General features: G+C 73.4%; 16 protein-coding genes and 2 pseudogenes. 7 read left to right on the top strand and 11 right to left on the bottom strand.

Going from position 1 to position 23,710, the window contains the following annotated elements:
• Positions 1-4: 4 nt before the first annotated feature.
• The 10 genes and pseudogenes from ACIHCL_RS05810 to ACIHCL_RS05765 form a co-directional block, all read right to left on the bottom strand.
• A complete protein-coding gene (locus ACIHCL_RS05810) occupies positions 5-1,567 on the bottom strand; it encodes an alpha/beta hydrolase (protein ID WP_399858019.1) in 1,563 nt (520 codons plus the stop codon).
• Between the two features lie 226 nt (positions 1,568-1,793).
• Positions 1,794-2,387 (bottom strand): TetR/AcrR family transcriptional regulator, encoded by a 594-nt coding sequence (locus ACIHCL_RS05805; RefSeq protein WP_399857338.1) that lies wholly within the window; start codon positions 2,385-2,387, stop codon positions 1,794-1,796.
• Positions 2,375-3,115: an enoyl-CoA hydratase family protein gene (locus tag ACIHCL_RS05800; protein WP_399857337.1), complete on the bottom strand. Its 741-nt coding sequence runs from the start codon at positions 3,113-3,115 to the stop codon at positions 2,375-2,377. The genes ACIHCL_RS05805 and ACIHCL_RS05800 overlap by 13 nt, the downstream gene beginning before the upstream one ends.
• A gap of 47 nt (positions 3,116-3,162) precedes the next feature.
• A pseudogene (locus ACIHCL_RS05795) lies at positions 3,163-4,417 on the bottom strand (AMP-binding protein); the annotation flags it as partial.
• 148 nt (positions 4,418-4,565) lie between these two features.
• Positions 4,566-5,738, bottom strand: a complete 1,173-nt coding sequence (locus tag ACIHCL_RS05790; RefSeq protein WP_399857335.1) for an acyl-CoA dehydrogenase family protein — start codon at positions 5,736-5,738, stop codon at positions 4,566-4,568.
• Positions 5,735-7,831, bottom strand: a complete 2,097-nt coding sequence (locus ACIHCL_RS05785) for a biotin carboxylase N-terminal domain-containing protein (RefSeq protein WP_399857333.1) — start codon at positions 7,829-7,831, stop codon at positions 5,735-5,737. Before ACIHCL_RS05785 ends, ACIHCL_RS05790 begins: the two co-directional genes overlap by 4 nt.
• Positions 7,832-7,887: 56 nt before the next feature.
• On the bottom strand, positions 7,888-9,486 hold the full coding sequence (locus tag ACIHCL_RS05780; protein ID WP_399857331.1) for an acyl-CoA carboxylase subunit beta: 1,599 nt from the start codon (positions 9,484-9,486) through the stop codon (positions 7,888-7,890).
• Positions 9,483-11,195 (bottom strand): acyclic terpene utilization AtuA family protein, encoded by a 1,713-nt coding sequence (locus ACIHCL_RS05775; protein ID WP_399857329.1) that lies wholly within the window; start codon positions 11,193-11,195, stop codon positions 9,483-9,485. The genes ACIHCL_RS05780 and ACIHCL_RS05775 overlap by 4 nt, the downstream gene beginning before the upstream one ends.
• Before the next feature lie 176 nt (positions 11,196-11,371).
• Positions 11,372-12,169, bottom strand: a pseudogene (locus ACIHCL_RS05770) (TIGR03084 family metal-binding protein); the annotation flags it as partial.
• A 194-nt stretch (positions 12,170-12,363) separates the two neighbouring features.
• Positions 12,364-13,374, bottom strand: a complete 1,011-nt coding sequence (locus ACIHCL_RS05765) for an EamA family transporter (protein WP_399858017.1) — start codon at positions 13,372-13,374, stop codon at positions 12,364-12,366.
• Between the two features lie 329 nt (positions 13,375-13,703).
• Here ACIHCL_RS05765 and ACIHCL_RS05760 point away from each other — a divergent pair, with 329 nt between their 5' ends.
• On the top strand, positions 13,704-14,648 hold the full coding sequence (locus tag ACIHCL_RS05760) for a LysR family transcriptional regulator (protein WP_399857327.1): 945 nt from the start codon (positions 13,704-13,706) through the stop codon (positions 14,646-14,648).
• Positions 14,649-14,748: 100 nt separating this feature from the next.
• Here ACIHCL_RS05760 and ACIHCL_RS05755 read toward each other — a convergent pair whose 3' ends face one another.
• The gene (locus tag ACIHCL_RS05755; protein WP_399857325.1) at positions 14,749-17,676 is read right to left on the bottom strand and encodes an FAD-binding and (Fe-S)-binding domain-containing protein; all 2,928 of its coding nucleotides are present in this window, start codon (positions 17,674-17,676) and stop codon (positions 14,749-14,751) included.
• Positions 17,677-18,062: 386 nt separating this feature from the next.
• On the opposite strand from ACIHCL_RS05755, the gene ACIHCL_RS05750 reads away from it, so the two are divergent.
• From ACIHCL_RS05750 to ACIHCL_RS05725, 6 genes are read left to right on the top strand one after another with little or no spacing between them, the layout of a single operon-like run.
• On the top strand, positions 18,063-19,670 hold the full coding sequence (locus ACIHCL_RS05750) for a sensor histidine kinase (protein WP_399857323.1): 1,608 nt from the start codon (positions 18,063-18,065) through the stop codon (positions 19,668-19,670).
• Positions 19,667-20,125, top strand: coding sequence for a roadblock/LC7 domain-containing protein (locus tag ACIHCL_RS05745; RefSeq protein WP_399857321.1), 459 nt, complete (start codon positions 19,667-19,669; stop codon positions 20,123-20,125). The genes ACIHCL_RS05750 and ACIHCL_RS05745 overlap by 4 nt, the downstream gene beginning before the upstream one ends.
• Positions 20,122-20,484: a DUF742 domain-containing protein gene (locus ACIHCL_RS05740; protein ID WP_399857319.1), complete on the top strand. Its 363-nt coding sequence runs from the start codon at positions 20,122-20,124 to the stop codon at positions 20,482-20,484. The genes ACIHCL_RS05745 and ACIHCL_RS05740 overlap by 4 nt, the downstream gene beginning before the upstream one ends.
• Entirely contained in the window at positions 20,465-21,127 is a 663-nt protein-coding gene (locus ACIHCL_RS05735; protein WP_399857317.1) for a GTP-binding protein, read from the top strand. The genes ACIHCL_RS05740 and ACIHCL_RS05735 overlap by 20 nt, the downstream gene beginning before the upstream one ends.
• Complete coding sequence (locus ACIHCL_RS05730; RefSeq protein ID WP_399857315.1) at positions 21,124-22,464, top strand: cytochrome P450; 1,341 nt, start codon at positions 21,124-21,126, stop codon at positions 22,462-22,464. Before ACIHCL_RS05735 ends, ACIHCL_RS05730 begins: the two co-directional genes overlap by 4 nt.
• Positions 22,461-23,672, top strand: a complete 1,212-nt coding sequence (locus tag ACIHCL_RS05725) for a cytochrome P450 (protein WP_399857314.1) — start codon at positions 22,461-22,463, stop codon at positions 23,670-23,672. The genes ACIHCL_RS05730 and ACIHCL_RS05725 overlap by 4 nt, the downstream gene beginning before the upstream one ends.
• Positions 23,673-23,710: the final 38 nt, after the last annotated feature.

Raw genomic sequence — 23,710 nt, 5'->3', positions numbered from 1 at the left:
CCCGTCAGCCCTGTCGGCCCCGGCCGGTCCGCTTGACGCAGGTCCAGTCCGTCGCGGGCAGCTCTCCGGTGGCGAGGTAGCGGTTGACCTGGTCGTCGACGCAGGCGTTGCCGTACTCGCCGTAGAGCGCGTGCCGGTTGGCGCCCACAAGGGTGATCAGCTTGGAACTCGGCAGCAGGCCGTGCAGCTTCAGGGTGCTGCGGTAGGTGGTGCGCGGGTCGCCGGTGGCGGCCACGATCAGCGCGGGGACGTCGTGGCGCACCTGAGTGGGCTCCTCCCGGGGCCGGTCCCAGAAGGCGCACGGCAGGATGTTCTCGGTCATGGGGCCGAACAGCGGGTGCGCGGCGCGGCTGCGTTCGATGTCCCGCCAGTAGCGCTCGGGGTCGCGGGGCGCGGCCCTGTCCCCGCAGAGGATCGCGGTCTGCACGCTGCCGGTCGGCGAGCCCGCGTCGGTCAGTACGTACCTCAGCATCTCGGCGAACCCCGCTGACAGCCGGGTGGAGTTCCCCCTCGCGGCCTCGGACAGCACGGAGACCACCTCGCCGAGGTCCGCCCGCGTCTCGTCGGTGTCGTCCGAGAGCATCGTGAAGAGGAGCAACGGTATGTGGGTCTCGTCGACCCGGAACGTGTCGCTTCCGGTCCCGACGGTCAGCGGGTGACGGGTGGCGGCCTCGGCGACACGGTCGACGGCGGCGAGGACCTCGGCACGGGTGCGGCCGAGGTGGTACGTGGCGTCGTGGTCGGCGGCCCAGCCGGCCCAGTCCGCGAGCGCCCGCTCGTTCTCGGACACCGCGGTGCGCATCAGCCGGGGGCCGTAGTCCTCCGGGGCGATCGCCCCGTCGAGCACCATCCGGTCGTAGCGGCCGGGGAACATCTGGCTGTAGACGGTACCCAGATAGGTCCCGTACGAGTAGCCCAGGTAGGAGATCCTCCGCTCGCCGAGCGCGCCCCGGATGACGTCCATGTCGCGAGCGGTGTTGCGGGTGGTGACGTGCGGCAGCACGGACGCGTTGGTGGCCCGGCACTTGTCGGCGAGGTCCTTCTGGAACGCGACCTGCCGGTCGAAGCCCGCCCGGTCGGGGCCGGGCGAGCGGAAGAACATGGCGGTGGGCCAGCCGCAGTCCAGCGGGGTGCTGCGGCCGACGAAGCGCGGGTCGAAGCCGACGATGTCGTAGCGCGCGCCGACGCCCTTCATCGCCTCGCGGATGTGCGGCGGGGAATCGACCGCGGTGCCGCCGGGGCCGCCGTTGTTGAGCAGGATCGCGCCGATGCGGCGGCGGGTGTCGGTGGCCTTCAGCCGGGACATGGCGACGGTGATCGTGCGGCCCCCGGGGTCGGCGTAGTCGAGCGGCACGGTCACGTCCGCGCACTGGGCACCGGCCTCGTCCAGGTCCCGGCCCACCGTGTCGTCGGGGCCGGTGGCACAGCTTCCCCAGTCGAGGCGCTGCCGGTGGTAGCGGTCGAGTCCGGTGCCGACCCCCACGCCGGTGCCGTGGCCCGCCGTGGCGGCCGTGCGGTCGCGGTCCGGCGCGGGGGGCACGGCGGCCGAGGCGGTGGCGGGGGCCATGGTGACGCACGCGGCGAGGGCGAGGACGGCGGCCGAGGCGCGGCGCACCCGGCGGCGCCTTCCGGCATGGCGTCCGCTCGCTCTGCTCTGTCCGTTTCTCTGTCCGTTTCTCACACGCCCCGACACTAGAGACGCGGAAGCCGGGGTTCACTACGGCTGCCACCCCAACCTCCTTGGTGCCAGCCCTACTTGCCCAAGTCGACTGGGACGCCGGGTCGTACCCGGTTCAGCCCAGCGCCTCGTCCAGCAGCACCGCCCACTGCGCCACGACCCTGCGGCGGCGGGCGGTGTCGTCGGTGAGGACATTGGCCAGCCCCAGGCCGCGCGCCATGTCGAGGAAGCCCTGCACGGTCTCGCGCACACCGGGTCTGGTCTCGTCGGCGCCCAGCAGCTCGACGGCGATCCGGTGGGTCTCGCGGCCGACGCGGGCTTCGAGTTCGGTGACGCGGGGGCGGAGCTGCTCCTCGTTGGACGCAGCGACCCAGAGCTGGAGCGCGGCGCGGAACAGCGGGCCCGTGTACAGGTCGACGAGGGCGGCGACGACCTCCGTACGCCCCTGCACGGGCAGGGCGCGCAGCGCGGCCGAGCGTTCCTCCGCGACATACTCGACGGCGGCGGTGAACAGATCCTCGCGGGTCGGGAAGTGGTGCTGGGCGGCACCGCGCGAGACCCCGGCGCGTTCGGCGACGACCGAGACCGTGGAGCCCGCCCAGCCGTGCTCGGCGAGGCAGGCGACCGCGGCTTCGAGGAGCCGCCTGCGGGTGGCCCGGCTGCGGTCCTGCTTGGGCGTCCTGTCGGTGGGGAGTGTCAAAGCACCCATGCGGGATCCCGTCGTTCGAGGAAGGCCGTCATCCCCTCCCGTGCCTCGGCGGAGGCGAAGAGCGCTGCCGAGCGGGCGATGAGGTCTTCGGCGTACCGGTCGAAATTCTCCAGCACAGTAGCCGTGACCAGTTCCTTCGACGCGGCCAGCCCCTGCGGGGAGGCCCTGCGCAGCCCGTCGAGCACGGGGGCGAGCGCCTGGTCCGCGTCCGCCTCGGCGGCGACGGTGACGAGGCCGATGCGGGCCGCTTCGGCGGCGTCGAAGCGTTCGCCCGTGAGGTAGTAGCGGGCGGCGGCGCGCGGGTCGGTACGGGGCAGCAGCGGCAGCGAGATCACGGCGGGGGCCAGCCCGAGCCGGGATTCCGTGAGGGCGAACGAGGCGCCGGGACCGGCGACGGAGATGTCGCAGGCACCCAGCAGCCCGAGCCCGCCCGCCCGGACGTGCCCGGTGACGCGCGCGACGACGGGCTTGGGCAGGGCGACGATCCCCCGCATCAGGGCGACGAACGCCGCCGGGTCGGGCGGCGCGGTCAGGTCGGCGCCGGCGCAGAACGTGTTGCCGGTGTGGGTGAGGACCACGGCCCGCACGTCGTCGTCGGCGGCGCACGCTTCCAGCGCGGCGGTCAGCCCACCGACCAGCGCGGCGGAGAGCGCGTTGCGGTTGGCCGGTGAGTCGAGCGTGAGGGTGGTGATGCCCCGGTCGTGGACGGGTGCGGCCAGCGGCGTCATACGGTTCGTCTCCTTGTCCCGGAGGCCAGTCGTCCCGGGGCGCGGGTTGCCCTGGGACCGACCATGTACGCCCCGGGCACCTCGTTGCCGTCGGCGCCCGGCACGCCGATGACGGCGGCGTCCTCGATGGCCTGGTGGCCGAGCAGCAGGGCCTCCAGTTCGGCGGGGGCGACCTGGTAGCCCTTGTACTTGATCAGTTCCTTCACGCGGTCGACGACGAACAGCCAGCCGTCGGCGTCGACGTGCCCGATGTCTCCGGTGTGCAGCCACCCATCGGTGTCGATCATCTCGGCGGTGGCGTCGGGGCGGCCGAGGTGGCCCTTCATCACCTGCGGTCCACGGATCAGGATTCGCCGATGGTGCCGGGTAGGCGGCGGCGAGCTGCGCGTCGAGCGGGGCGGCGGCGCTGACGACGTACTCCAGCGAGGACAGGTCGTAGCGGTCCACCTCGGGGTGCTTCGCCAGGGCGAGGACGATCGGCGGGGCCATGTACAGGCCGTTGATCCGGTGCTTCTCGATCGCGGCGAGGAACTGTTCGAGGTCGAAGCGCGGTAGGACGACGACCGTGGCACCGAGGCGCAGCGGGCCGTTCATCAGAGCCGTGAGGCCGTAGATGTGGAAGAACGGGAGGACCGCCAGGATGCGGTCGCCGGGGCCCATGGGGACGAAGGGGCGCAGCTGCTCCAGGTTGGTGGCCATGGAGCGGTGGGTGAGCATGACGCCCTTGGGGGTTCCGGTGGTGCCGGAGGAGTAGGGCAGCGCGGCGACGTCCTCGGCCGGGTCGATGACGACCTGGACCTGGGGCTCGGGTTCGGTGGTGGCCAGCATGTCGAGGACGGAGGTGTGCCCGTCCGCCCGGTCGCAGACGAATATCTCCTCCACACCGCCGACGAGTTCGGCGGCGCGGCGGGCGGTCCCGAGCAGCGGGGAGACGGTGACGATCCAGCGGGCGGAGGAGTCGCGCAACTGTTTCGCGAGCTCCTCCGCCGTGGCCAGCGGATGGGCGGTGGTGACGGTGGCGCCCGCCCGGGTGGCGCCGTGGAAGACCGCCGGGTAGGCGATGGTGTTGGGGCTGTGCAGGGCCAGCACGTCGCCCTTGCGCAGCCCGGCCCCGGCGAGCGCGGCGGCGATCTTGCGGTGGGCGTCGTCGAGTTGCCGGTAGGTGAGCGCGGAGCCGCCGTCCGTGCCGTCGATCAGCGCGAGTGTGTCGCCGTACGCGGCGGCCTGCCCCAGGACCGCGTCGTGGATGGGTGCGTGGAGTGCTTGGACGGGCGGGAGGTCACTGTGGAACACGTGCGCCATTGCTGCGGGTCCCTTCCGGAGCGGCGAAGGACGGCTTCCAGTGCGGCTGTGACTCGGCTGCCGCGTGTGCGGAGAGCCACGGCACATGGCCGTGGAAGGTGGTCGCGGAACGTGGTCGCGGAACGGTGGAGGGACAGGATGCCCCGCGTCAGTACGACTTGGGCAGGCCCAGGGACTGATGGGACACGTAGTTCAGGATCATCTCCCGGCTGACGGGCGCGATCCGGGCGACGCGGGACGCCGTGATCAGGGACGCGATGCCGTATTCGCGGGTGAGTCCGTTGCCGCCGAGGGTGTGCACGGCCTGGTCGACGGCCTTCACGCATGCCTCGCCCGCCGCGTACTTCGCCATGTTGGCGGCTTCGCCCGCGCCGGTGTCGTCGCCGTCGTCGTACAGACGGGCGGCCTTCTGCATCATCAGCCGGGCCAGTTCGAGTTCGATGTGGGCCTGGGCGAGCGGGTGGGCGATGGCCTGGTGGGCGCCGATGGGTTCCTTCCACACCTGCCGGGTCTTCGCGTAGTCGACGGCGCGGGCGAGCGCGTAGCGGCCCATGCCGATGCCGAACGCGGCGGTCATGATGCGTTCGGGGTTGAGGCCGGCGAACAGCTGGAGCAGTCCGGCGTCCTCGTCGCCCACCAGGGCGTCGGCCGGCAACCGCACGTCGTCCAGCACGAGTTCGAACTGCTTCTCCGCGGCCTGGAGTTCCATGTCGATGGGCGAGCGCCCGAAGCCGGGGGCGTCGCGCGGGACGATGAACAGGCAGGGCTTGAGCCGGCCCGTTCTGGCGTCCTCGGTGCGGCCGACGATCAGGGTCGCGTCGGCGATGTCGACGCCGGAGACAAAGACCTTGCGCCCCGTGAGCAGCCAGTCGGCGCCCGCTCCGGCGCCGTCCCTGCGGGCGGTGGTCGTGATCCGGTGGGAGTTGGAACCGGCGTCGGGTTCGGTGATACCGAAGGCCATCGTGAGGCTGCCGTCGGCGAGTCCGGGCAGCCACTGCCGTTTCTGCGCGTCGGTGCCGAAGCGGGCGATGACCGTCCCGCAGATCGCCGGGGAGACCACCATCATCAGCAGCGGACTGCCCGCCGCCCCCAGCTCTTCGAGGACAATGGAGAGTTCGGCCATGCCGCCGCCTCCGCCACCGTATTCCTCGGGCAGGTTCACGCCGAGGTAGCCCAACTTCGCTGCCTCGGACCATAGTTCGCGGGGATGGCCGCCGCCGCTCACGACGGAGGTCAGGTAGTCGCGCCCGTATCGCTTGCCGAGGGCGGCGACGGCGGCGCGCAGAGCCCGGTGTTCGTCGGTTTCGAGGGCAGTGCTCATGGCGTTGCTTCCTCCTGTACGGCGGCGGTGTTCTGTATGGCGGGCGTCTTCTGTACGGCGTTCGCTTCCGGCACGGCGTTCGCCCCCGGTACGGCGTTCGCTCCCGGTACGGCGTTCGCTTCCTGTACTACGGCGAGCAGGGTGCCGACCTCGGCCTGGAGGCCGGGGGTGGCGTGGAGCGCGGTGAGGGTGCCGGATGCGGGGGCAAGCACGCGGTGCTCCATCTTCATCGCCTCCAGCCAGATCAGCGGCTGCCCGGCCTCGACCACCGCTCCGACGGCCAGTCCCTCCGCGATGCGGACGACCGTGCCGGGCATGGGGGCGAGCAGGGAGCCGGGTTCGGCGCGGTCGACGGGATCGGTGAAACGGGGCAGCGCGGTGAGGGTGTACGAGCCGGTGGCGGTGTCCACGTACACCGTGTCGCGATGCACGGTGACGGTGAAGTGACGTGTGACGAGGACGGTGTCAGGGGATCCGGGTGTCCCGGCGGTTTCGAGGGTGACGTGGTCGTGGCGGGCGGCGACGACTCGTTCGCCCGTCTCGGGTACGGGGCCGGTGCGGGTGGTGCGGTACGCGGCCTCGTACTCGGTCCCGTCGGGTTCGGACCGGTAGCGCTTGGTCTGGGGCGCCGAGGCGTTGTTGCGCCAGGCGCCGAAGCGGACGGGCCCCGGGCCGGGGCCGCGCCGCCGGGCGGCCTCGTCGGCGAGGGCAGCGGCCAGGGCGGCGAGGCGGAGCTCCGCCGGGTCGGGGGGCGGGGTGAGGGCGGCGAGATGGCGGTCGTAGAAGCCGGTGTCCAGGCGGGCGGCGCGGAAGTCGGGATGGCGCAGGGACCTTACGAGCAGCTCGCGGTTGGTGACCGGGCCGTGCAGCCGGGCGCGTTCCAGGGCGCGGGCCAGGAGGCGTACGGCCTGGTCTCGGGTGGGGGCGTGGGCGATGACCTTGGCGAGCATCGGGTCGTAGTGCACGCCGATGGTGTCGCCGGACGTGTATCCGGTGTCGAGGCGGAGTCCGGGTTCGTCCGGCACCTCCAGCGCGTGCAGTGCTCCGGTCTGCGGCTGCCAGTCGCGGGCGGGGTCCTCGGCGTAGAGCCGGGCCTCGACGGCGTGGCCGTGCGGGTCCAAAGGCGCGGCGGCGGGCAGGGGTTCGCCCTCCGCGACACGCAGTTGCAGGGCGACCAGGTCGACCCCGAACACGGCCTCGGTCACCGGGTGTTCGACCTGGAGGCGGGTGTTCATCTCCAGGAAGTACGGGCGCCCGTCGGGGGCGAGCAGGAACTCGACGGTGCCCGCGCCCCGGTAGCCGACCGCACGTGCGACGGCCGTGGCGGCCTCGTGCAACCGGGTCCGCAGCGCGTCGTCGAGTCCGGGGGCGGGGGCCTCCTCGATGACCTTCTGGTGGCGCCGTTGGAGCGAGCAGTCCCGGGTGCCGAGCGCCCAGACCCCGTCGCGCCCGTCGGCCATGATCTGCACCTCGACGTGTCGACCGCGCTCCACATACGGCTCCGCGAAGACCTCCCCGTCCCCGAACGCGGCCTCGGCCTCGGCGGCAGCCGCCTTCAACTCACCGGGAAGCTCGCCGAGTTCACGGACGATCCGCATTCCGCGACCACCACCTCCCGCCGCCGCCTTCAGCAGCAACGGCAGGTCGGCCGCGGTGACGCGATCCGGGTCGACGGGGGCCAGCAGCGGCACACCGGCCCCGGCCATGAGCTCCTTGGCACGGGTCTTGGACGCCATCAGTTCGATGGCCTCGGCCGGTGGCCCCACCCATACGAGTCCCGCGTCCCGCACGGCCCGCGCGAACCCGGCGTTCTCGGAGAGGAAGCCGTACCCGGGGTGCACGGCGTCCGCGCCCGCCGCGAGGGCGGCGCGTACGACCAGGTCGCCCCGGAGATAGGTGTCGGCCGGGGCCGCGCCCGGCAGCCGTACGGCGGTGTCCGCCTCCCGTACGTGCAGCGCGCCGGCGTCCGCGTCGGAGTACACGGCGACGGTGGCGATGCCGAGCGCGCGGCAGGTGCGGAAGATCCGGCAGGCGATCTCGCCCCGGTTGGCCACGAGCAGCGTGGAGATCGGCGCGGAGGGGTTCGTGGACATCGACACGGAGGTCGACATGGAGGGCGTCGCAGAGGGCGTCGTGGTCATTCCTGGCCTCACATCCGGAAGACGCCGAAGCCACCGCGGGCGCCTTCGACCGGGGCGGTGTGGATCGCGGACAGGCACATCCCGAGGACGGTCCTGGTGTCGCGCGGGTCGATGACCCCGTCGTCGTACAGCCGCCCCGACAGGAACAGGGGCAGTGACTCGGACTCGATCTGCTGCTCCACCATGGCCCGCAGCCCCGCGTCGGCCTCCTCGTCGTACGGCTGCCCCTTCGCGGCGGCGGAGGCGCGGGCGACGATCGACAGCACCCCGGCGAGCTGCTGCGGCCCCATGACGGCGGACTTGCTGCTGGGCCAGGAGAACAGGAACCGGGGGTCGTACGCGCGCCCGCACATGCCGTAGTGCCCGGCCCCGTACGAGGCGCCCATCAGCACCGACAGATGCGGGACCTTCGAGTTGGAGACCGCGTTGATCATCATCGCGCCGTGCTTGATGATGCCGCCCTGTTCGTACTCCTTGCCGACCATGTAGCCGGTGGTGTTGTGGAGGAACAGCAGCGGGATGTCACGCTGGTTGGCGAGCTGGATGAACTGGGCGGCCTTCTGCGACTCCTCACTGAAGAGCACGCCGCGCGCATTGGCGAGGATGCCGATCGGATAGCCGTGGAGCGTGGCCCATCCGGTCACCAGGCTGGTCCCGTACAGCGGTTTGAACGCGTCGAAGTCGGAGCCGTCGACGATCCGGGCGATGACCTCGTGCGGGTCGAAGGGCACCTTCAGATCGCCGGGCACGACGCCTGCCAGTTCGTCCTCGTCGTACTTCGGCGGCTCGGCCGGTCCCGGATCGGCGTGCGCCTTGCGCCAGTTGAGGCGGGCGACGACACGGCGTGCCAGGCGCAGCGCGTCGTGCTCGTCGACGGCGAAGTGGTCGGCGAGGCCGGAGACGCGGGCGTGCATCTCGGCGCCGCCGAGCGATTCGTCGTCGCTCTCCTCGCCGGTCGCCATCTTGACCAGGGGCGGACCGCCGAGGAACACCTTGGACCGTTCCTTGATCATGACGGTGTGGTCGGACATGCCGGGGACGTAGGCGCCGCCCGCGGTCGAGTTGCCGAAGACCACGGCCACGGTGGGGATGCCGGCCGCCGACAGCCGGGTGAGGTCGCGGAACAGCGCCCCGCCCGGAATGAAGATCTCCTTCTGGGACGGCAGGTCCGCCCCGCCGGACTCGACGAGGCTGATGCAGGGCAGCTGGTTGGCGAAGGCGATCTCGTTGGCCCGCAGCGCCTTCTTCAGCGTCCACGGGTTGGAGGCGCCGCCGCGCACGGTCGGGTCGTTGGCGGTGATCAGGCACTCGACGCCCGCCACCACGCCGATGCCGGTGACGAGGGAGGCGCCGACCGTGTAGTCGCTTCCCCAGGCGGCGAGCGGTGACAGCTCCAGGAACGGGGTGTCCGGGTCGATCAGCAGCTCGATCCGCTCGCGGGCGGTCAGCTTCCCGCGCCTGCGATGGCGTTCGACGTACTTCTCGCCACCGCCCGCCCGCGCCCTGGCCTGCTCGGCGGCCAGTTCGTCGAGTTTGGCGAGCATGGCCGCGCGGTCGGCGGCGTATGCGGGGCTCGCGGTGTCGAGCCCGGTGGACAGGACGGTCATGCCTTCGCCTCCGGTGCTTCGGCGGCGTCCAGGAGCGCCGCGGGTACGGGCAGGTGCCGGGAGCGCAGCCACTCCCCCACCGCCTTGGCCTGCGGGTCGAACCGGTGCTGCGCGGCGACGCCCTCACCGAGCAGCCCGCGCACGACGAAGTTCAGCGCACGGAGGTTGGGCAGGACATGCCGTGTGACGGTCGACTCCGCGCATTCCGGGAGCAGTTCCTTGAACCGCTCGACGGTCAGCTCGTGCGCCAGCCACCGCCAGGCGCCCTCGTCCCGCGCCCAGACGCCGACGTTGGCGTCCGGGCCCTTGTCCCCGCTGCGGGCGCCCGCGATCCGGCCGAGCGGGGCGGTGCGGGTGGGGCCGGGCGGCAACGGCTCGGGCAGCGGGGGCGGTTCCGCGTCCCGGAGGGGCCGGGTGCGTACGGGAGGTTCCTGACGCTCGCGCCGACCGTCGGGGAGCACGGCGATGTGCGGGACCTCGTCGGCCGATACGCACCGCGCCTCGAAGACGCCGTACGGGCTGCCCTTCCCGGGTGGTGCGGTGACATGGAAGCCGGGGTAGCTGCCGAGGGCCAGTTCGACCGCGGCCCCGGAGACCGCGCGCCCGACGGCCTCCGGGTCCCGGTCGCGGACGACGAGCCGGAGCAGCGCGCTCGCGGTCTCCTCGGTGGCGGCGTCGGTGTGGTCGGTGCGTGCCAACTCCCAGCGCACCTCGCCTGGTTCGGTACGGGAACGGGCCAGCGCGTCCGCGACCTGCTCCCGCACGAGCCGGGCCTTGGCCTCGATGTCGAGCCCGGTGAGCACGAAGACGACCTCGTTGCGCCAGCCGCCGAGCCGGTTCAGCCCGACCTTGAGGGTGGGCGGCGGTGCCTCGCCGCGCACCCCGGATATCCGCACCCGGTCGGGCCCGTCCCGGGTGAGCCGCACGGTGTCGAGCCGGGCGGTGACGTCCGGCCCGGCATAGCGGGCGCCCCCGGTCTCGTACAGCAGTTGCGCGGTGACGGTACCGATGTCGACGACGCCGCCGGTGCCCTCGTGCTTGGTGATGACGGAGGTGCCGTCGGCGTGGATCTCGGCGACGGGGAAGCCGGGCCGCCGGATGTCGTGGTCCCGGAAGAAGGCGTAGTTGCCTCCGGTGGCCTGGGTGCCGCACTCCAGGACGTGTCCGGCGACGACCGCCCCGGCGAGCGCGTCGTGGTCGTCCGGCTCCCAGCCGAAGCGGGCGGCGGCGGGACCGGTGACGAGGGCGGCGTCGGTGACCCGGCCGGTGACGACGACATCGGCCCCGGCCCGCAGACAGGCGGCGATCCCGGCGCCGCCGAGGTAGGCGTTGGCGGTGAGATACCCGTCGGGGACGGGCAGGTTGTCGCCCTCCACATGGGCGACCCGCGCCGGGACCCCGGTCCTTTGCGCCAGCTCCCGTATCGCGTCCGCCAGTCCGGCCGGGTTGAGCCCTCCGGCGTTGGTGACGATCTTCACCCCGCGTTCGTGGGCGAGCCCGAGGCCTTCTTCGAGCTGGCGCAGAAAGGTGGTGGCGTACCCGCGCGCGGGGTCCTTGATCCGGCTCCGACCGAGGATGAGCATGGTCAGCTCGGCCAGGTAGTCGCCGGTGAGGACGTCGAGGGGGCCACCGGTGAGCATCTCGCGGAGGGCGTCGAAGCGGTCGCCGTAGAAGCCGGAGGCGTTGCCGATCCGGAGGGGGGCGGTCATGCCCGCGTCCCGTGGGATGTGCGGCCGTCGTCGGGACCTCCCGGGCGGAGCTCGTGACCGTCGCCGGCCACACCGGAACCGGGCACCCGGCGTTCGCCGGGCCCTGCCGGGCGGGGTGCGTGGTCGCGGGCGGACGCGTCGGATCCGGGTACCCGGCCGTCGTCGGGACCTGCCGGGCGGGGCGCGCGGCCGGGTCCCGGGGGCCCGGCGAACGCCTGGGCGATGCCGAGCCAACGGTCGGCATCAAGGCCGGTGGCCCGGACGGCGAGGTCGTCACGGTGGGCGCGCTGGGTGACCAGCAGGCAGAAGTCGAGGAGCGGCCCGGTGACCCGCTGGGTGGCCCCTTCGGGCCCGAAGGCGATCAGCCCGCCGTCCGGCGAACGGAGTTCCACCCGGAACTCCTCCTCGGGCGCCGCCATCCCGCGTACCCGGTACGCGAAGTCGCGGGCCCGCACCCCGATCCGGGCCACATGCCGCAAGCGGGTGGTCGGCGTCCTGGTCACCCCGAGCGCGTCGGCGATGTCCTGGCCGTGCGCCCAGGTCTCCATGAGCCGGCCGGTCGCCATGGACGCCACGCTCATGGGCGGCCCGTACCAGGGGATCCGGGTCCCGGCCGGTGCCGTGCGCAGCATCCGCTGCATCCGCTCCCGCCCGTCCCGCCATCGCGCGAGCAGGACGTCCGGGGCGGCCCCGGACGCGTTCGTCTCGGCCACCAGCGCCTCCGCGGCGCGGTCGACGAAGGTGTCGGGCGCCTCCAGAGCCTTCGCCGTCTCGGCCGCGAAGGCCTCGGGGTCGGTCGCGGCCAGCAGCGCGACCCCGTCGGTCCAGGCGAGATGGGCGATCTGGTGGGCGATGCTCCAGCCGGGTGCGGGCGTCGGGAAGCGCCACTGCTCGGCGCCCAGCCCTTCCACCAGTTCGTCGAGTTCGTCGCTCTCGTCGCGCAGGTCGTCGATCACGGCTGCGACATCGGACACGGTGCGCTCCCCTCGGGGCGTGGCGGTGTGCCCAGGATCATGACAGCGCGACCATAAACAAGCAAGCATGCTTGCATGATTTTCTGCTCGCTCTGATCCCGCACCCTCCGCGTCCGGGGCTCCCTCCGTGTGGCCGGGCGGGCAGGGGCGGCAGGAGGCCGCGGCGGGTACGGGGTACGGGGTACGAATAGCCGTCAGGCGCGTTCGCGCCGCCCGGAGCCCCGCACCTGGCTTCGCACGGCGCCCATGCTCGCGCCGATGACCAGTGCGATGGCCAGGGCGTCCGTCGGGGCGAGGGCCTGGCCGAGGACGAGGAAGCCGGCCGTGGCCGCAATGGCCGGTTCCAGGCTCATGAGGATGGCGAAGGTGGGCGCGGGCAGGCGGCGCAGCGCCATGAGTTCGAGGGTGTACGGCAGGACGGAACTCAGCAGCGCCACCCCCGCACCCAGTCCCAGCGTGGACGGAACCAGCAGTTTCGAGCCGGATTCCAGAACGCCGAGGGGCAGGGTGAGGAGGGCGGCGACCGTCATGGACAGGGCCAGGCCGTCGGCCTGCGGGAACCGGCGGCCGGTGCGGGCGCTGAAGACGATGTACGCGGCCCACATCACGCCCGCGCCCAGCGCGTACGCGGCGCCCAGCGGATCGAGGCGGTCGAAGCCCCCTCCGCTCAGCAGGACGACACCGCCCAGGGCGAGCCCGGCCCACACCACGTTGATCAGACGGCGGGACGCGATCACCGAGAGGGCGAGCGGGCCCAGCACCTCCAGGGTGACGGCCGCGCCCAGCGGGATGCGGTCGGCGGCCTGGTAGAAGAGCGTGTTCATGGCGCCCATGGCCACTCCGAAGGCCAGGACGGTGCCCCAGTCGGCGCGGGAGTAGCCGCGCAGCCTCGGGCGGCAGACGACCAGCATGACGAGCGCGGCGACGGCCAGGCGCAGGGTGACGACGCCGGCCGCCCCGGCCCGGGGCATCAGCAGGACCGCCACCGAGGCACCGAACTGGACGGAGAGGCCCCCCGCGACGACCAGGGCGATCGGACCGAGGGCCGCCGCCCGGCCCGGCGGGCGGACAGAGCCCGGCGCGGGGACGGAACCCGGCGCGCGCGCAGCACCCGGTGCCGGGCCGTCCGCGGCGGCCGTCCCCGGTACGGCGACAGCCGCCACTCCTTCCGTCGCCGCCCCTGCCGTCGCGCTCCGGTCGTTCACGTCCACCTGCGTTGTTCCTCCCGAGTCCGGGCCCCGAGCCCGATGCCTGAATGCCGCACGTCATCCGGATGCCACACGTGCGGCATCCCGTATGCCCGGATGCCGCACGTCCGACATGCCGTATGCCCGACATGCCGGATGCCCGGATGTCGCTTGGCCCGACATCGGTGCGCGGGGCTCGAAGACCGTCGTCCTCGGTGCGTTCCGCCGCATATCCGATCGAAAATATCGAAAATACTACTCGCGGCCATGCGGTACCTCCCTCTTACGGTAGGTACCTCCGCGTGCCATGTGAAATGCCGGTTGGGCTCCGGTTATGCTCCGCACGCATGAGCCTTGGACCCAGTGGCGACCCCCATGCCGGGGGCTCCCCGGACCGCGGGCGGGGCCGCGGCATCGAGATCCGCCATCTGCGCGCCTTCCTCGCCGTCGCCGACGAGGGCAACGTCACCCGCGCCGCCGCCCGCCTCCGCCTCACCCAGCCCGCGGTCTCCCGGACGCTGGCCGCCCTGGAGCGGCACCTCGGCGTCCGGCTCGTCGACCGGTCCACCCACCATCTCGTCCTCACCCCCGAGGGCGTCGCCTTCCGGGACCGGGCCGCCTCCGCGGTCGCCGCGTTCGACGAGGCGCTCGGCCCCGGCGGGCCGCACCACCGGGCCCTGCGGGTCGGGCATGCCTGGTCCGCGTTCGGCCCGTACACCACGCCGCTGCTCCGACGCTGGCAGGAGCGGTATCCGGCGACCCCGCTCGAACTGCTGCGGATCGACGACCGCACCGCGGGGCTCACCCGGGGCGAGGTCGACGCCGCACTGCTGCGGGGGCCCGTGGCGGCACCCGGACTCGTCACCGAGGTGCTGTTCGACGAGCCGCGGGTGGCCGCGGTGGTGGCGGACGGCCCGCTCGCCGCCCGTGCCGTGCTCCGGCTCGCCGATCTGGCGGACGCCACCCTCGTTCTCAACACCGTCTCCGGCACCACCGCGCTCGACCTGTGGCCGCCGGAGGCCCGCCCCGCCGCGACCCTCACCGTCGCCAACACCGACGACTGGCTGACCGCCATCGCGGCGGGGCGGGGCGTCGGGGTCTCGACCACCTCCACCCCGGGCACGCACCCGCACTCCGGGGTCGCCTACCGCCCGCTCGTGGACGCCCCGGCCCTCCCCGTCCTCCTCGTCCGGCGCGACGCCCCCGGCCACCCCGCACTGCCCGACCTCCTCGCGCTCGTCCGCGAGATCGTGCGGCACGGCACCGGGGGTGAGGCCGCCCCACCCGAATGACGCCTTACTCCCCCTCGCCCGGGTGGTCCGCCGGTCCGTGCCCCGTCCCTCCCGCCGGCCCACCCGTCGGTCCGCCCACCGCCCCGCCAGCAGGCCCGCCCTACGGTCCCTTCACCGGCCCTCCCGTCGGCCCGTCCGCCAGGCCCTCCGCCAGCACCTCCGCCAGGTGGCGCGCCCGCACCCCGTCGCCCAGATGCGCCAGTTGCGTACGGCAGGAGAAGCCGTCCGCCAGGACCGCCGTGCCGGGCACGGCCTTTCGCACCGAGGGGAGCAGCTGCTCCTCCGCGCATGCCACCGATACCTCCCCATGGCCGCGCTCGAAGCCGAAGTTCCCCGCGAGACCGCAGCATCCTCCGCTCAACTCGCCCTTCAACCCGGCACGTTCGCGCAGACGGCGGTCCGCCTCGTCGCCCAGGACCGCGTGCTGATGGCAGTGGGTCTGCCCGGCGACCGGGCGGTCCAGGCGGGGCGGCCGCCAGTGCGGGGCGCACTCCTCCAGGTACTGGGCCAACGTCTTTACGGACGCGGCCAGTTCGGCAGCTCGCGGGTCGTCGGGGAGGAGTTCGGGAAGGTCGGTGCGGAGGGTGGCGGCGCAGCTCGGTTCGAGGACGACGACGGGATCGCCCAGGACCGGGGCGATCCGGTCCAGGGTCCGGCGCATCACGCTACGGGCCCGATCGAGCTGGCCGGTGGACACGTACGTGAGGCCGCAGCACAGCCCACCACCGGGCGTCAGCGCGGTCCGGCCCGCCGCCTCCAGGACGCGGACGGCCGCCCGGCCCACCTCGGGCGCGAGGTGTTCGGTGAAGGTGTCCGGCCACAGGAGGGCCACCCGGTCGTTGGAGAGGATCACCGTCCCGGGGCCCTGGCGCCGCCGCAGCCACCGGCTGAACGTCTCGCGTGCCAGGACCGGGATGTGGCGCTCCGGCGCGATCCCGGCCAGCCGCTTGGCCAGGGCGGCCAGGGGGCGCACCCGGGCCAGGGTGTTCAGCGCGCCCGCGAACGGGGCGGCGAGGCGCAGCCACTCCGGCAGCCGGCCCATCGTGTAGTGGGAGGCGGGGCGCGGCCGTCCCCGGTAGTGGTGGTGCAGGAATTCCGCCTTGTACGTGGCCATGTCGACGCCCACCGGGCAGTCGGTTCGGCAGCCCTTGCAGGACAGGCAGAGGTCGAGCGCGTCGCGCACCTCCGTCGAGCGCCAGCCGTCCGTGATGACCTCGCCCGCGAGCATCTCGTGCAGCAGCCGGGCCCGGCCGCGGGTGGAGTGGGCCTCCTCCCCGGTCGCCCGGAACGACGGGCACATCACGCCCGCGTCGACGGGCACGGCCGTACGGCACTTGGCGACGCCGACGCACCGCCGTACCGCCGCGGTGAAGTCGCCGCCGTCGTGCGGGTAGCCGAAAGCGACGTCCACCGGGCGTCTCGGCAGCACGTCGAAGCGGAGGTTCTCGTCCAGCCGGGCGGGGCGGACGAGAACGCCCGGGTTCATGCCGCCGTCCGGGTCCCAGATGTCCTTGAACCGGGCGAAGAGGGCGACCAGTTCGTCCCCGTACATGCGCGGGAGCAGTTCGGCGCGGGCCATGCCGTCGCCGTGTTCGCCGCTCAGCGAGCCGCCGTGCGCGACGACCAGGTCGGCGAGTTCGGTGGAGAAGCGGCGGTAGCGGGCCACGCCGTCGGGGTCCAGCAGGTCGAAGTCGATCCGGACGTGGACGCAGCCCTCGCCGAAGTGCCCGTACGGGGTGCCGCGCAGTCCGTGCTCGTCGAGCAGGGCGCGGAACGCGCTCAGATACGGGCCGAGCCGGGCGGGCGGTACGGCGCAGTCCTCCCAGCCCGGCCACGCCTCGGTGCCGTCGGGCAAGCGGGTGGCCGTTCCGGCGGCGTCCTCGCGGATGTGCCACAGGGCCCGCTGCCCGGTCGGGTCGGTGACCAGGGCGCTGTCCAGCGGGTCACCGGCCCGCACGATCCGCTCGGCGTGCGCGCGGGCCTCGGCCGGGGTGGCGCCGCCGGTCTCGACGAACAGCCAGGCGCCGCCGCGCGGCAGCCCGGCCGGTGTCCGCACCAGGTCGGCGGCCATGCCCTCCACGGTCAGCGGCCCGTACGGGAGGAGGCCGGGGACGGCCTCGGCGGCCGAGGACTCGTCGGCGTAGCCGAGTACGGCGAGCGCCCGGGCCGCCGGTGCCTCGACGAGCCGGACCGTCGCCTCCGTCACCACGCCGAGCGTGCCCTCGCTGCCGCAGAACGCGCGGGCGAGGTCGGTGCCGCGTTCGGGCAGCAGGGCGTCCAGGGCGTAGCCGGAGATCCGGCGCGGGAGTTCCGGGAATCCGGTGCGCAGCGGGGCCAGGTTGGTGTCGATGAACGCGCGGAGGCCGTCCGGCAGTTCGGCGTCGTGACCGCGTCCCGCCCGGAGGAAGGAGCCGCCGTAGCGGGCCACGGTCAGGGTGTCCACGTTGTCGGCGGTGGTGCCCCAGGCGACCGAGTGCGCGCCGCAGGAGTTGTTGCCGATCATGCCGCCGAGGGTGCAGCGGCCGTGCGTGGACGGGTCGGGACCGAAGGTCAGGCCGTACGCGGCAGCCGCCGCGCAGAGGTCGTCCAGGATCACGCCCGGCTGGACCACGGCGGTACGGGAACCGGGGTCCAGCTCGATGATCCGGCGCATGTGGCGGGTGAGGTCGAGCACGACCCCGGTCCCGGTGGCCTGCCCGGCGATGGACGTCCCGCCGCCGCGCGGGACCGCGGGGACCCGGTACTCGCGGCAGACGGAGAGTGCGGCGGCCACGTCGTCGGCGTCGCGCGGGGCGACGACGCCGAGCGGCACGCGGCGGTGGTTGGAGGCGTCCATCGTCGTCAGCGCCCGTGCGGTGGGGGTGAAGTCGACCTCGCCGCGGACCTCGGTGCGCAAGGCCCGGGCGAGCGCGTCGCGTTCCGCGGGTTCGGGGTCGCGCGCCACTGGCTTCGCGTCGCGCCCGGTCGGTTCGATGTCGCGTCCCGTCGGTCGTCCGTCGCGTCCCGTCGGTTTCTGGTGTGCGGCCATCGGCCCAGGATGCCGCCGACGGGGAGCCCACGCCCCGGGGGCCGCGCGCGTTTCCCGCGAATGCCGCAATGCGCCGGAACACACCGGAACACGCCCGAACACGACGGATTCACGGTCGATCGCACCCCCCGATGCACGACTGGGCATGTTGCCCCGGGCATAAACAGAGAACGCCACAAGAGCTTCCCAAAGAGAGCTTCAATTCTCATATAGTGACCAGGACTTACCTGGGAATAGCCAACTCCAGTTGTCGGATATCCCGTCGCCGTACCGAGCCGTACCAATAAGCCCCATTCACCCCTTACGCTCCGCCCGACCGGTCCGACCGGCCCGACCCCTCGTCCGGCCGACCGGCCCACCCGCCCCGTCCGCCCCAAGGACTCCACTTGAGCGCCTCATCCCGGCCGACCGCACTGGCCCTGCTGATATCACTGGCCGTCACCGGTTCCCTGTGCCTGTGGGCGGTCGTCGCCGCCCCCGACTCGGTGCGTACCCCCGTGGCCTGGGGCGCCTGCGCCGCCGCCGTGCTGCTGTCCGCCGCCGTGACCGCCGCGGTGCACGCCCGTGCCACGGCGAACCGGCTGCGTGCCCGACTCACGTCGGAGACCCAGCGGTTCACCGGCGAGATCAGCAGACTGGTGTCCGCCTCCGCCGCCGAGGGCCAGCGGTTCACCGCGGAGACCGCTCGCATCAAGGCCGCCGCCGGCGCCGAGAACGCCCGGATCGCCGCGCAGGCCGCCGCCGACGCCGAGCGGCTGCGCGGCGAGGTGGGACGGCTCACCGCCCGTGCGGCCCGCAGCGAGACCGAGCGCGCCGCCGCGGTCGCCGCCTGCGCCAACGCCGCGGGCCGGATGCAGGCCCTGGCCACCAGCATGCTCGCCGACCTGCGCGAGATGGAGCACCGGCACTCCTCCGAGGACGTGCTCGGCGACCTGCTGCACCTGGACCACCGCACCGCCCAGGCGGGCCGCCTCGCCGACTCCATCGCCGTGCTGACCGGCGCCCGTTCCGGACGGCGCTGGGCCAAGCCGATCGTGATGGAGTCGATCCTGCGCGGCGCCATGGGCCGCATCAGCGGCTATCAGCGGGTACGCCTCCACTCGACGAGCGATGTCGCGATCGCCGGTCACGCCGCCGAGGGCGTCATGCACGCGCTCGCCGAACTCCTCGACAACGCCGCCAACTTCTCGCCGCCGACGGCCGAGGTCCACGTGTACGTCGAGGAGGTTCCGGCCGGCATCGTCGTGACCGTCGAGGACAGCGGCCTGGTCATGAGTGATGTGCAGCTGCGCCGCGCCGAGCGCGCGGTGTCCGCCACCGACGAGGGTCTGACGGGGCTCTCCGGCACCCGGCTCGGCCTCGCCGTCGTCGGCCGGCTGGCCCGCAAGCACAGCCTGACCGTGTCGTTCCGGCCGTCCGCGCGCGGCGGCACCGGCGCGCTGATGATGCTCCCCCAGGAGATCCTCACCCGTACCCCGGCCGCCGCCCCGGCGACCGCCTCCGTCCCCGCCCAGGGCCCCGCGCCCGCCGCCGTCCCCGCCCAGGCCCCCGCTCCGGCCCCCGCCCGGGCCGTCGAACCGGAGCCCACGCACGGCACGGCCGACCCGGCCGACGTCCGGACCGCGGCGGCCCCGTCCGGCACCACGCCCGCCTCCCCGGAGTCCGCCGCCCCGGCCGCGGCGTACCCCGGATCCGTCGCGCCTCCGGCCTCCGCCGCCCCGGCCGCCGCCACGCACCCGGAGCCCTCCGCGTCCGAGACCGCCGGCGGCCTCCCCCGGTTCGGCGAGAGCGGGCTCCCCCGGCGCCCCCGCGGCCGCACCCTCGCCGCCGCCGAGGCCCGCAAGCGAGCCGACGACACCGCAAGCGCCGGCCACGTCGGCGAGACACCCCGGCCCCGTGCCGCCGATCCCAAGGAACAGGCAGCCCGCTTCAGCAGCTTCCGCCGGGCTGTCCGGCCCAGTACCCCGCACCCGGAAGAAGGCAACACCCGATGACCGCGACCACCGACGAGAAGCTCAACTGGCTGCTGGAGGGGCTCCTGGAGCGCACCCCCGGCGCCCGCCATGCCCTCGTCCTGTCCAGGGACGGCCTCAAGCTGTGCCGCACCCCCGAGCTCACCGTCGACCAGGCCGACCAGCTGGCCGCGATCGCGGCCGGCATCCAGAGCCTCTCGCACGGCGCGTCCGTCGAGTTCGGCGACGGCAGCGGCGGAGTGCGGTCCGCGATGACCGAGTTCTACGGCGGCGTGCTGTTCATCGTCGAGGCCGGGGCGGGCGCCCACCTCGCCGTCATCGCCTCCGACGAGTCTGACGTCGGCCTCGTCGGGCACAACATGAGTGAACTCGTCGAGCAGCTCGGCGAGCACCTCAGCGCCCCGCCCCGCTCCGGCACCGGTTCCGGGACCGGCGGGACGACGGACTCCGCCCCCGCCGCGATCGCGAACGTATGAGCCGCCCCCGCCCCGGCCGGGACGACGCCCCCGACCGGCTGTACACCCTCACCGGGGGCCGCAGCCGGTCCGACTCGGACGCGTTCGACCTGGTGACCCTGGTGGTCTCCGAGTGCGAACCGACCGCCGGCATGCAGTCGGAGCACGCCACGATCCTGCGGATGTGCGCCCTGCCCACCGCCGTCGTCGAGATCGCGGCGGGCCTCGGACTGCCCGTCAGCATCGTCCGCATCCTGCTGTCCGATCTGCTGGCCACCGGCCGGATCAGCGCCCGCCACCCGCGGACCGCCCGGGTCGCTGACCGGCTTCCCGACCCCGACATCCTGGAGCAGGTGCTCGTTGGACTCCGCAATCTCTGACCGTGCCGCCCTCCGGGCGACGGCCGACAACGGACTGAAGATCGCCATTGTCGGCGGCTTCGGGGTCGGCAAGACCACCATGGTCCGCTCCGTCAGCGAGATCCGCCCGCTGAACACGGAAGAGACCATGACCAGCGCGGGCGAGGCCGTCGACCACCTCGACGGCGTCCAGTCGAAGACGGCCACCACCGTGGCCTTCGACTTCGGCCGGATCACGCTTGACGAACGCTCCGTGCTGTACCTGTTCGGCGCCCCCGGGCAGGAACGTTTCTGGTTCCTGTGGGACCGCCTGTTCTCGGGCGCGCTCGGTGCCGTCGTCCTCGTCGACACCCGTCGGCTCGCCGATTCCTGGTACGCGATCGACCGCCTGGAGCACCACGGCGCGCCGTTCATCGTGGCCTGCAACGACTTCGGCGGCCCGGTCCACACCGAGCAGCAGATCCGGGAGGCGCTCGCCCTCTCCGACGACGTGCCCCTGGTGGAGTGCGACGCCCGCGACCGCTCGTCCAGCAAGTACGTGCTGATCACGCTGGTCGAGTACCTGCACACCCTGTCGCGCCGCCGCCTCGCCGCCGAAGCGGCCGACCCGTCCATCACCCCTCCGGATGCCGCGCCGGAGAAGACCCCGGAGCCCATGCCGTGACCCAGCCCCCGGAGCCGTCCGCCGGCTGTCCCCTCTCCCAGGGCCGCGTACCGCTCTCCGGCCCCCGGTTCCAGACCGAGCCGACCCAGCTGTACCGGGACATGCGCCGCGACCACGGGGCGGTGGCCCCCGTCGTCCTCGACGGGGGCTTCCCCGCCTGGCTGGTGCTCGGCTACCGCGAGCTGCACCAGGTGACGGGCGACCCGGTGCTGTTCAGCCGCGACTCCGACCTGTGGAACCAGTGGGACCGCATCCCCGACGACTGGCCGCTGCTGCCGATGATCGGCCGCAAGCAGCCGTCGATCCTCTACACCGTCGGTCCCCGGCACACCCAGCGCGCCGCGATGATCAGCGACGCGTTGGAGGGCGTCGACCCGTTCGCGCTGAAGCGGTACGCGGAGGAGTTCGCCGACGGCCTCGTCGACCGGTTCTGCTCCACCGGCGGCACCGACATCATCGCCGAGTACGCGATGCTGCTGCCCGCGCTCGTCCTGGCGAAGATCTACGGCTTCGCCGACTCCGCCGGCGCCGCGCTCGTCGGCTCGCTCAACGACATGATCGACGGCCGGGAGCGGGCCCTGGCCGGGCAGCGCAACCTCGCCACCTCCATGTTCCAACTGCTGGCCGACAAGCACGCCGTGCCCGGTGACGACGTCGCGACCCGGATGCTCGCCGACCCGGGCGGCTTCACCGACGAGGAGGTCGCCCAGGACCTGATGGTCATGATGGCCGCCGGGCACCAGCCGACCGCCGACTGGATCGGCAACTCGCTGCGGCTGATGCTCACCGACGACCGGTTCGCCGCCTCCCTCTCCGGCGGCCGGCACAGTGTCGCCGAGGCCATGAACGAGGTGCTCTGGGAGGACACCCCGACCCAGAACGTCGCGGGCCGCTGGGCCTCGCGCGACACCCGTCTCGGCGGGCGCCACATCCAGGCGGGCGATCTGCTGCTCCTGGGCATCGCCGCCGCCAACTACGACCCGCAGGTCCGCACCGACGGCTCCACGCTGACCGGCGGCAACAACGCCTTCCTCTCCTTCGGCCACGGCGAGCACCGCTGCCCGTTCCCGGCCCAGGAGACCGCCGAGGTCATCGCCCGTACCGGCATCGAGGTCCTGCTGGACCGGCTCCCGGACATCGACCTCGCCGTCCCCGCCGAACGGCTCACCCGCCGCCCGTCCCCGTGGCTGCGGGGCCTGACCGCCCTGCCGGTGACGTTCACCCCCACCCCCGCCATCGGATCCGCGATCGGCGCAGCCATCGCGGAGGCCATCGGATCCGCGGCCGGCACCCCCGCCGGACCGGACGCAGCACCCGACATCGGAGGCCCCAGATGACCCGGATCGTGCTCGACCCCTTCGTCACCGACCTCGACGGCGAGTCCGCCGAACTGCGGGCCGCCGGACCGCTCGCCGAGGTGGAGCTGCCGGGCGGGGTGCCCTGCTACGCGGTCACCCACCACGCCGAGGCCCGGAGCCTGCTCACCGACGCCCGCCTCGTGAAGGACATCGATGTCTGGGGCGCCTGGCAGCGCGGCGAGATCCCCATGGACTGGCCGCTGATCGGCCTCGCCAACCCGGGCCGCTCGATGCTCACCGTCGACGGCGCGGACCACCGCCGGCTGCGCACCCTGGTCGCCCAGGCCCTGACCGTCAAGCGGGTGGAACAGCTGCGCCCCCGCGTCGAGGCGCTGACCGCGGCGGGCCTGGACCAGCTGGCCGCGCTCGCCGAGGGCGGCGAACCGGTCGACCTGAAGGCGGAGTTCGCCTACCCGCTGCCCATGAACGTGATCAGCGAACTCATGGGCGTCGACAGCGCCGACCACCCACGGCTGAAGGAACTGTTCGAGAAGTTCTTCTCGACGCAGACGCCCCCCGAGGAGGTCCCCGGGATGATGGCGGACCTCGGTGCTCTCTTCACGAAGATCGTCGACGCCAAGCGGGAGAACCCGGGCGACGACCTCACCAGCGCCCTGATCGCCGCGTCCGAGGACGGCGACCACCTCACGGGCGAGGAGATCGTCAACACCCTCCAGCTGATCATCGCGGCCGGTCACGAGACCACGATCAGCCTGATCGTCAACGCGGTCGCCGCGCTCCAGACCCACCCCGAGCAGCGCGAGCGGGTGCTGAGCGGCGAGGTGTCGTGGGAGAACGTGATCGAGGAGACGCTGCGCTGGTCCACTCCCACGTCCCACGTCCTGTTCCGGTTCGCCACCGAGGACATCGAGGTGGGCGACCGGACCCTGCCGAAGGGCGAGGCGCTGATCGTCTCCTTCGGCGCACTCGGCCGCGACGAGGCCCAGCACGGGCCGACGGCCGGTGAATTCGACGCCACCCGCTCCCCCAACCGCCACATCGCGTTCGGCCACGGCCCGCACGTCTGCCCCGGCGCCGCGCTCTCCCGGCTGGAGGCCGGGGTGGCCCTGCCCGCCCTGTACGAGCGGTTCCCGCGCCTGGAGCTGGCCGTCCCCGCCTCCGAGCTGCGCAACAAGCCGATCGTCACCCAGAACGACCTGTACGAACTGCCGGTGCTGCTGGGCTGACCGGCCTCGGCACGCCGTGCGCGTACCGGCCCCGCACC

The organism is Streptomyces sp. NPDC052042, from assembly GCF_044548345.1.
GTDB lineage: Bacteria > Actinomycetota > Actinomycetes > Streptomycetales > Streptomycetaceae > Streptomyces.
Note: the sequence above shows the minus strand (reverse complement) of the source record. Positions and strands in the feature narration are given on the sequence as shown.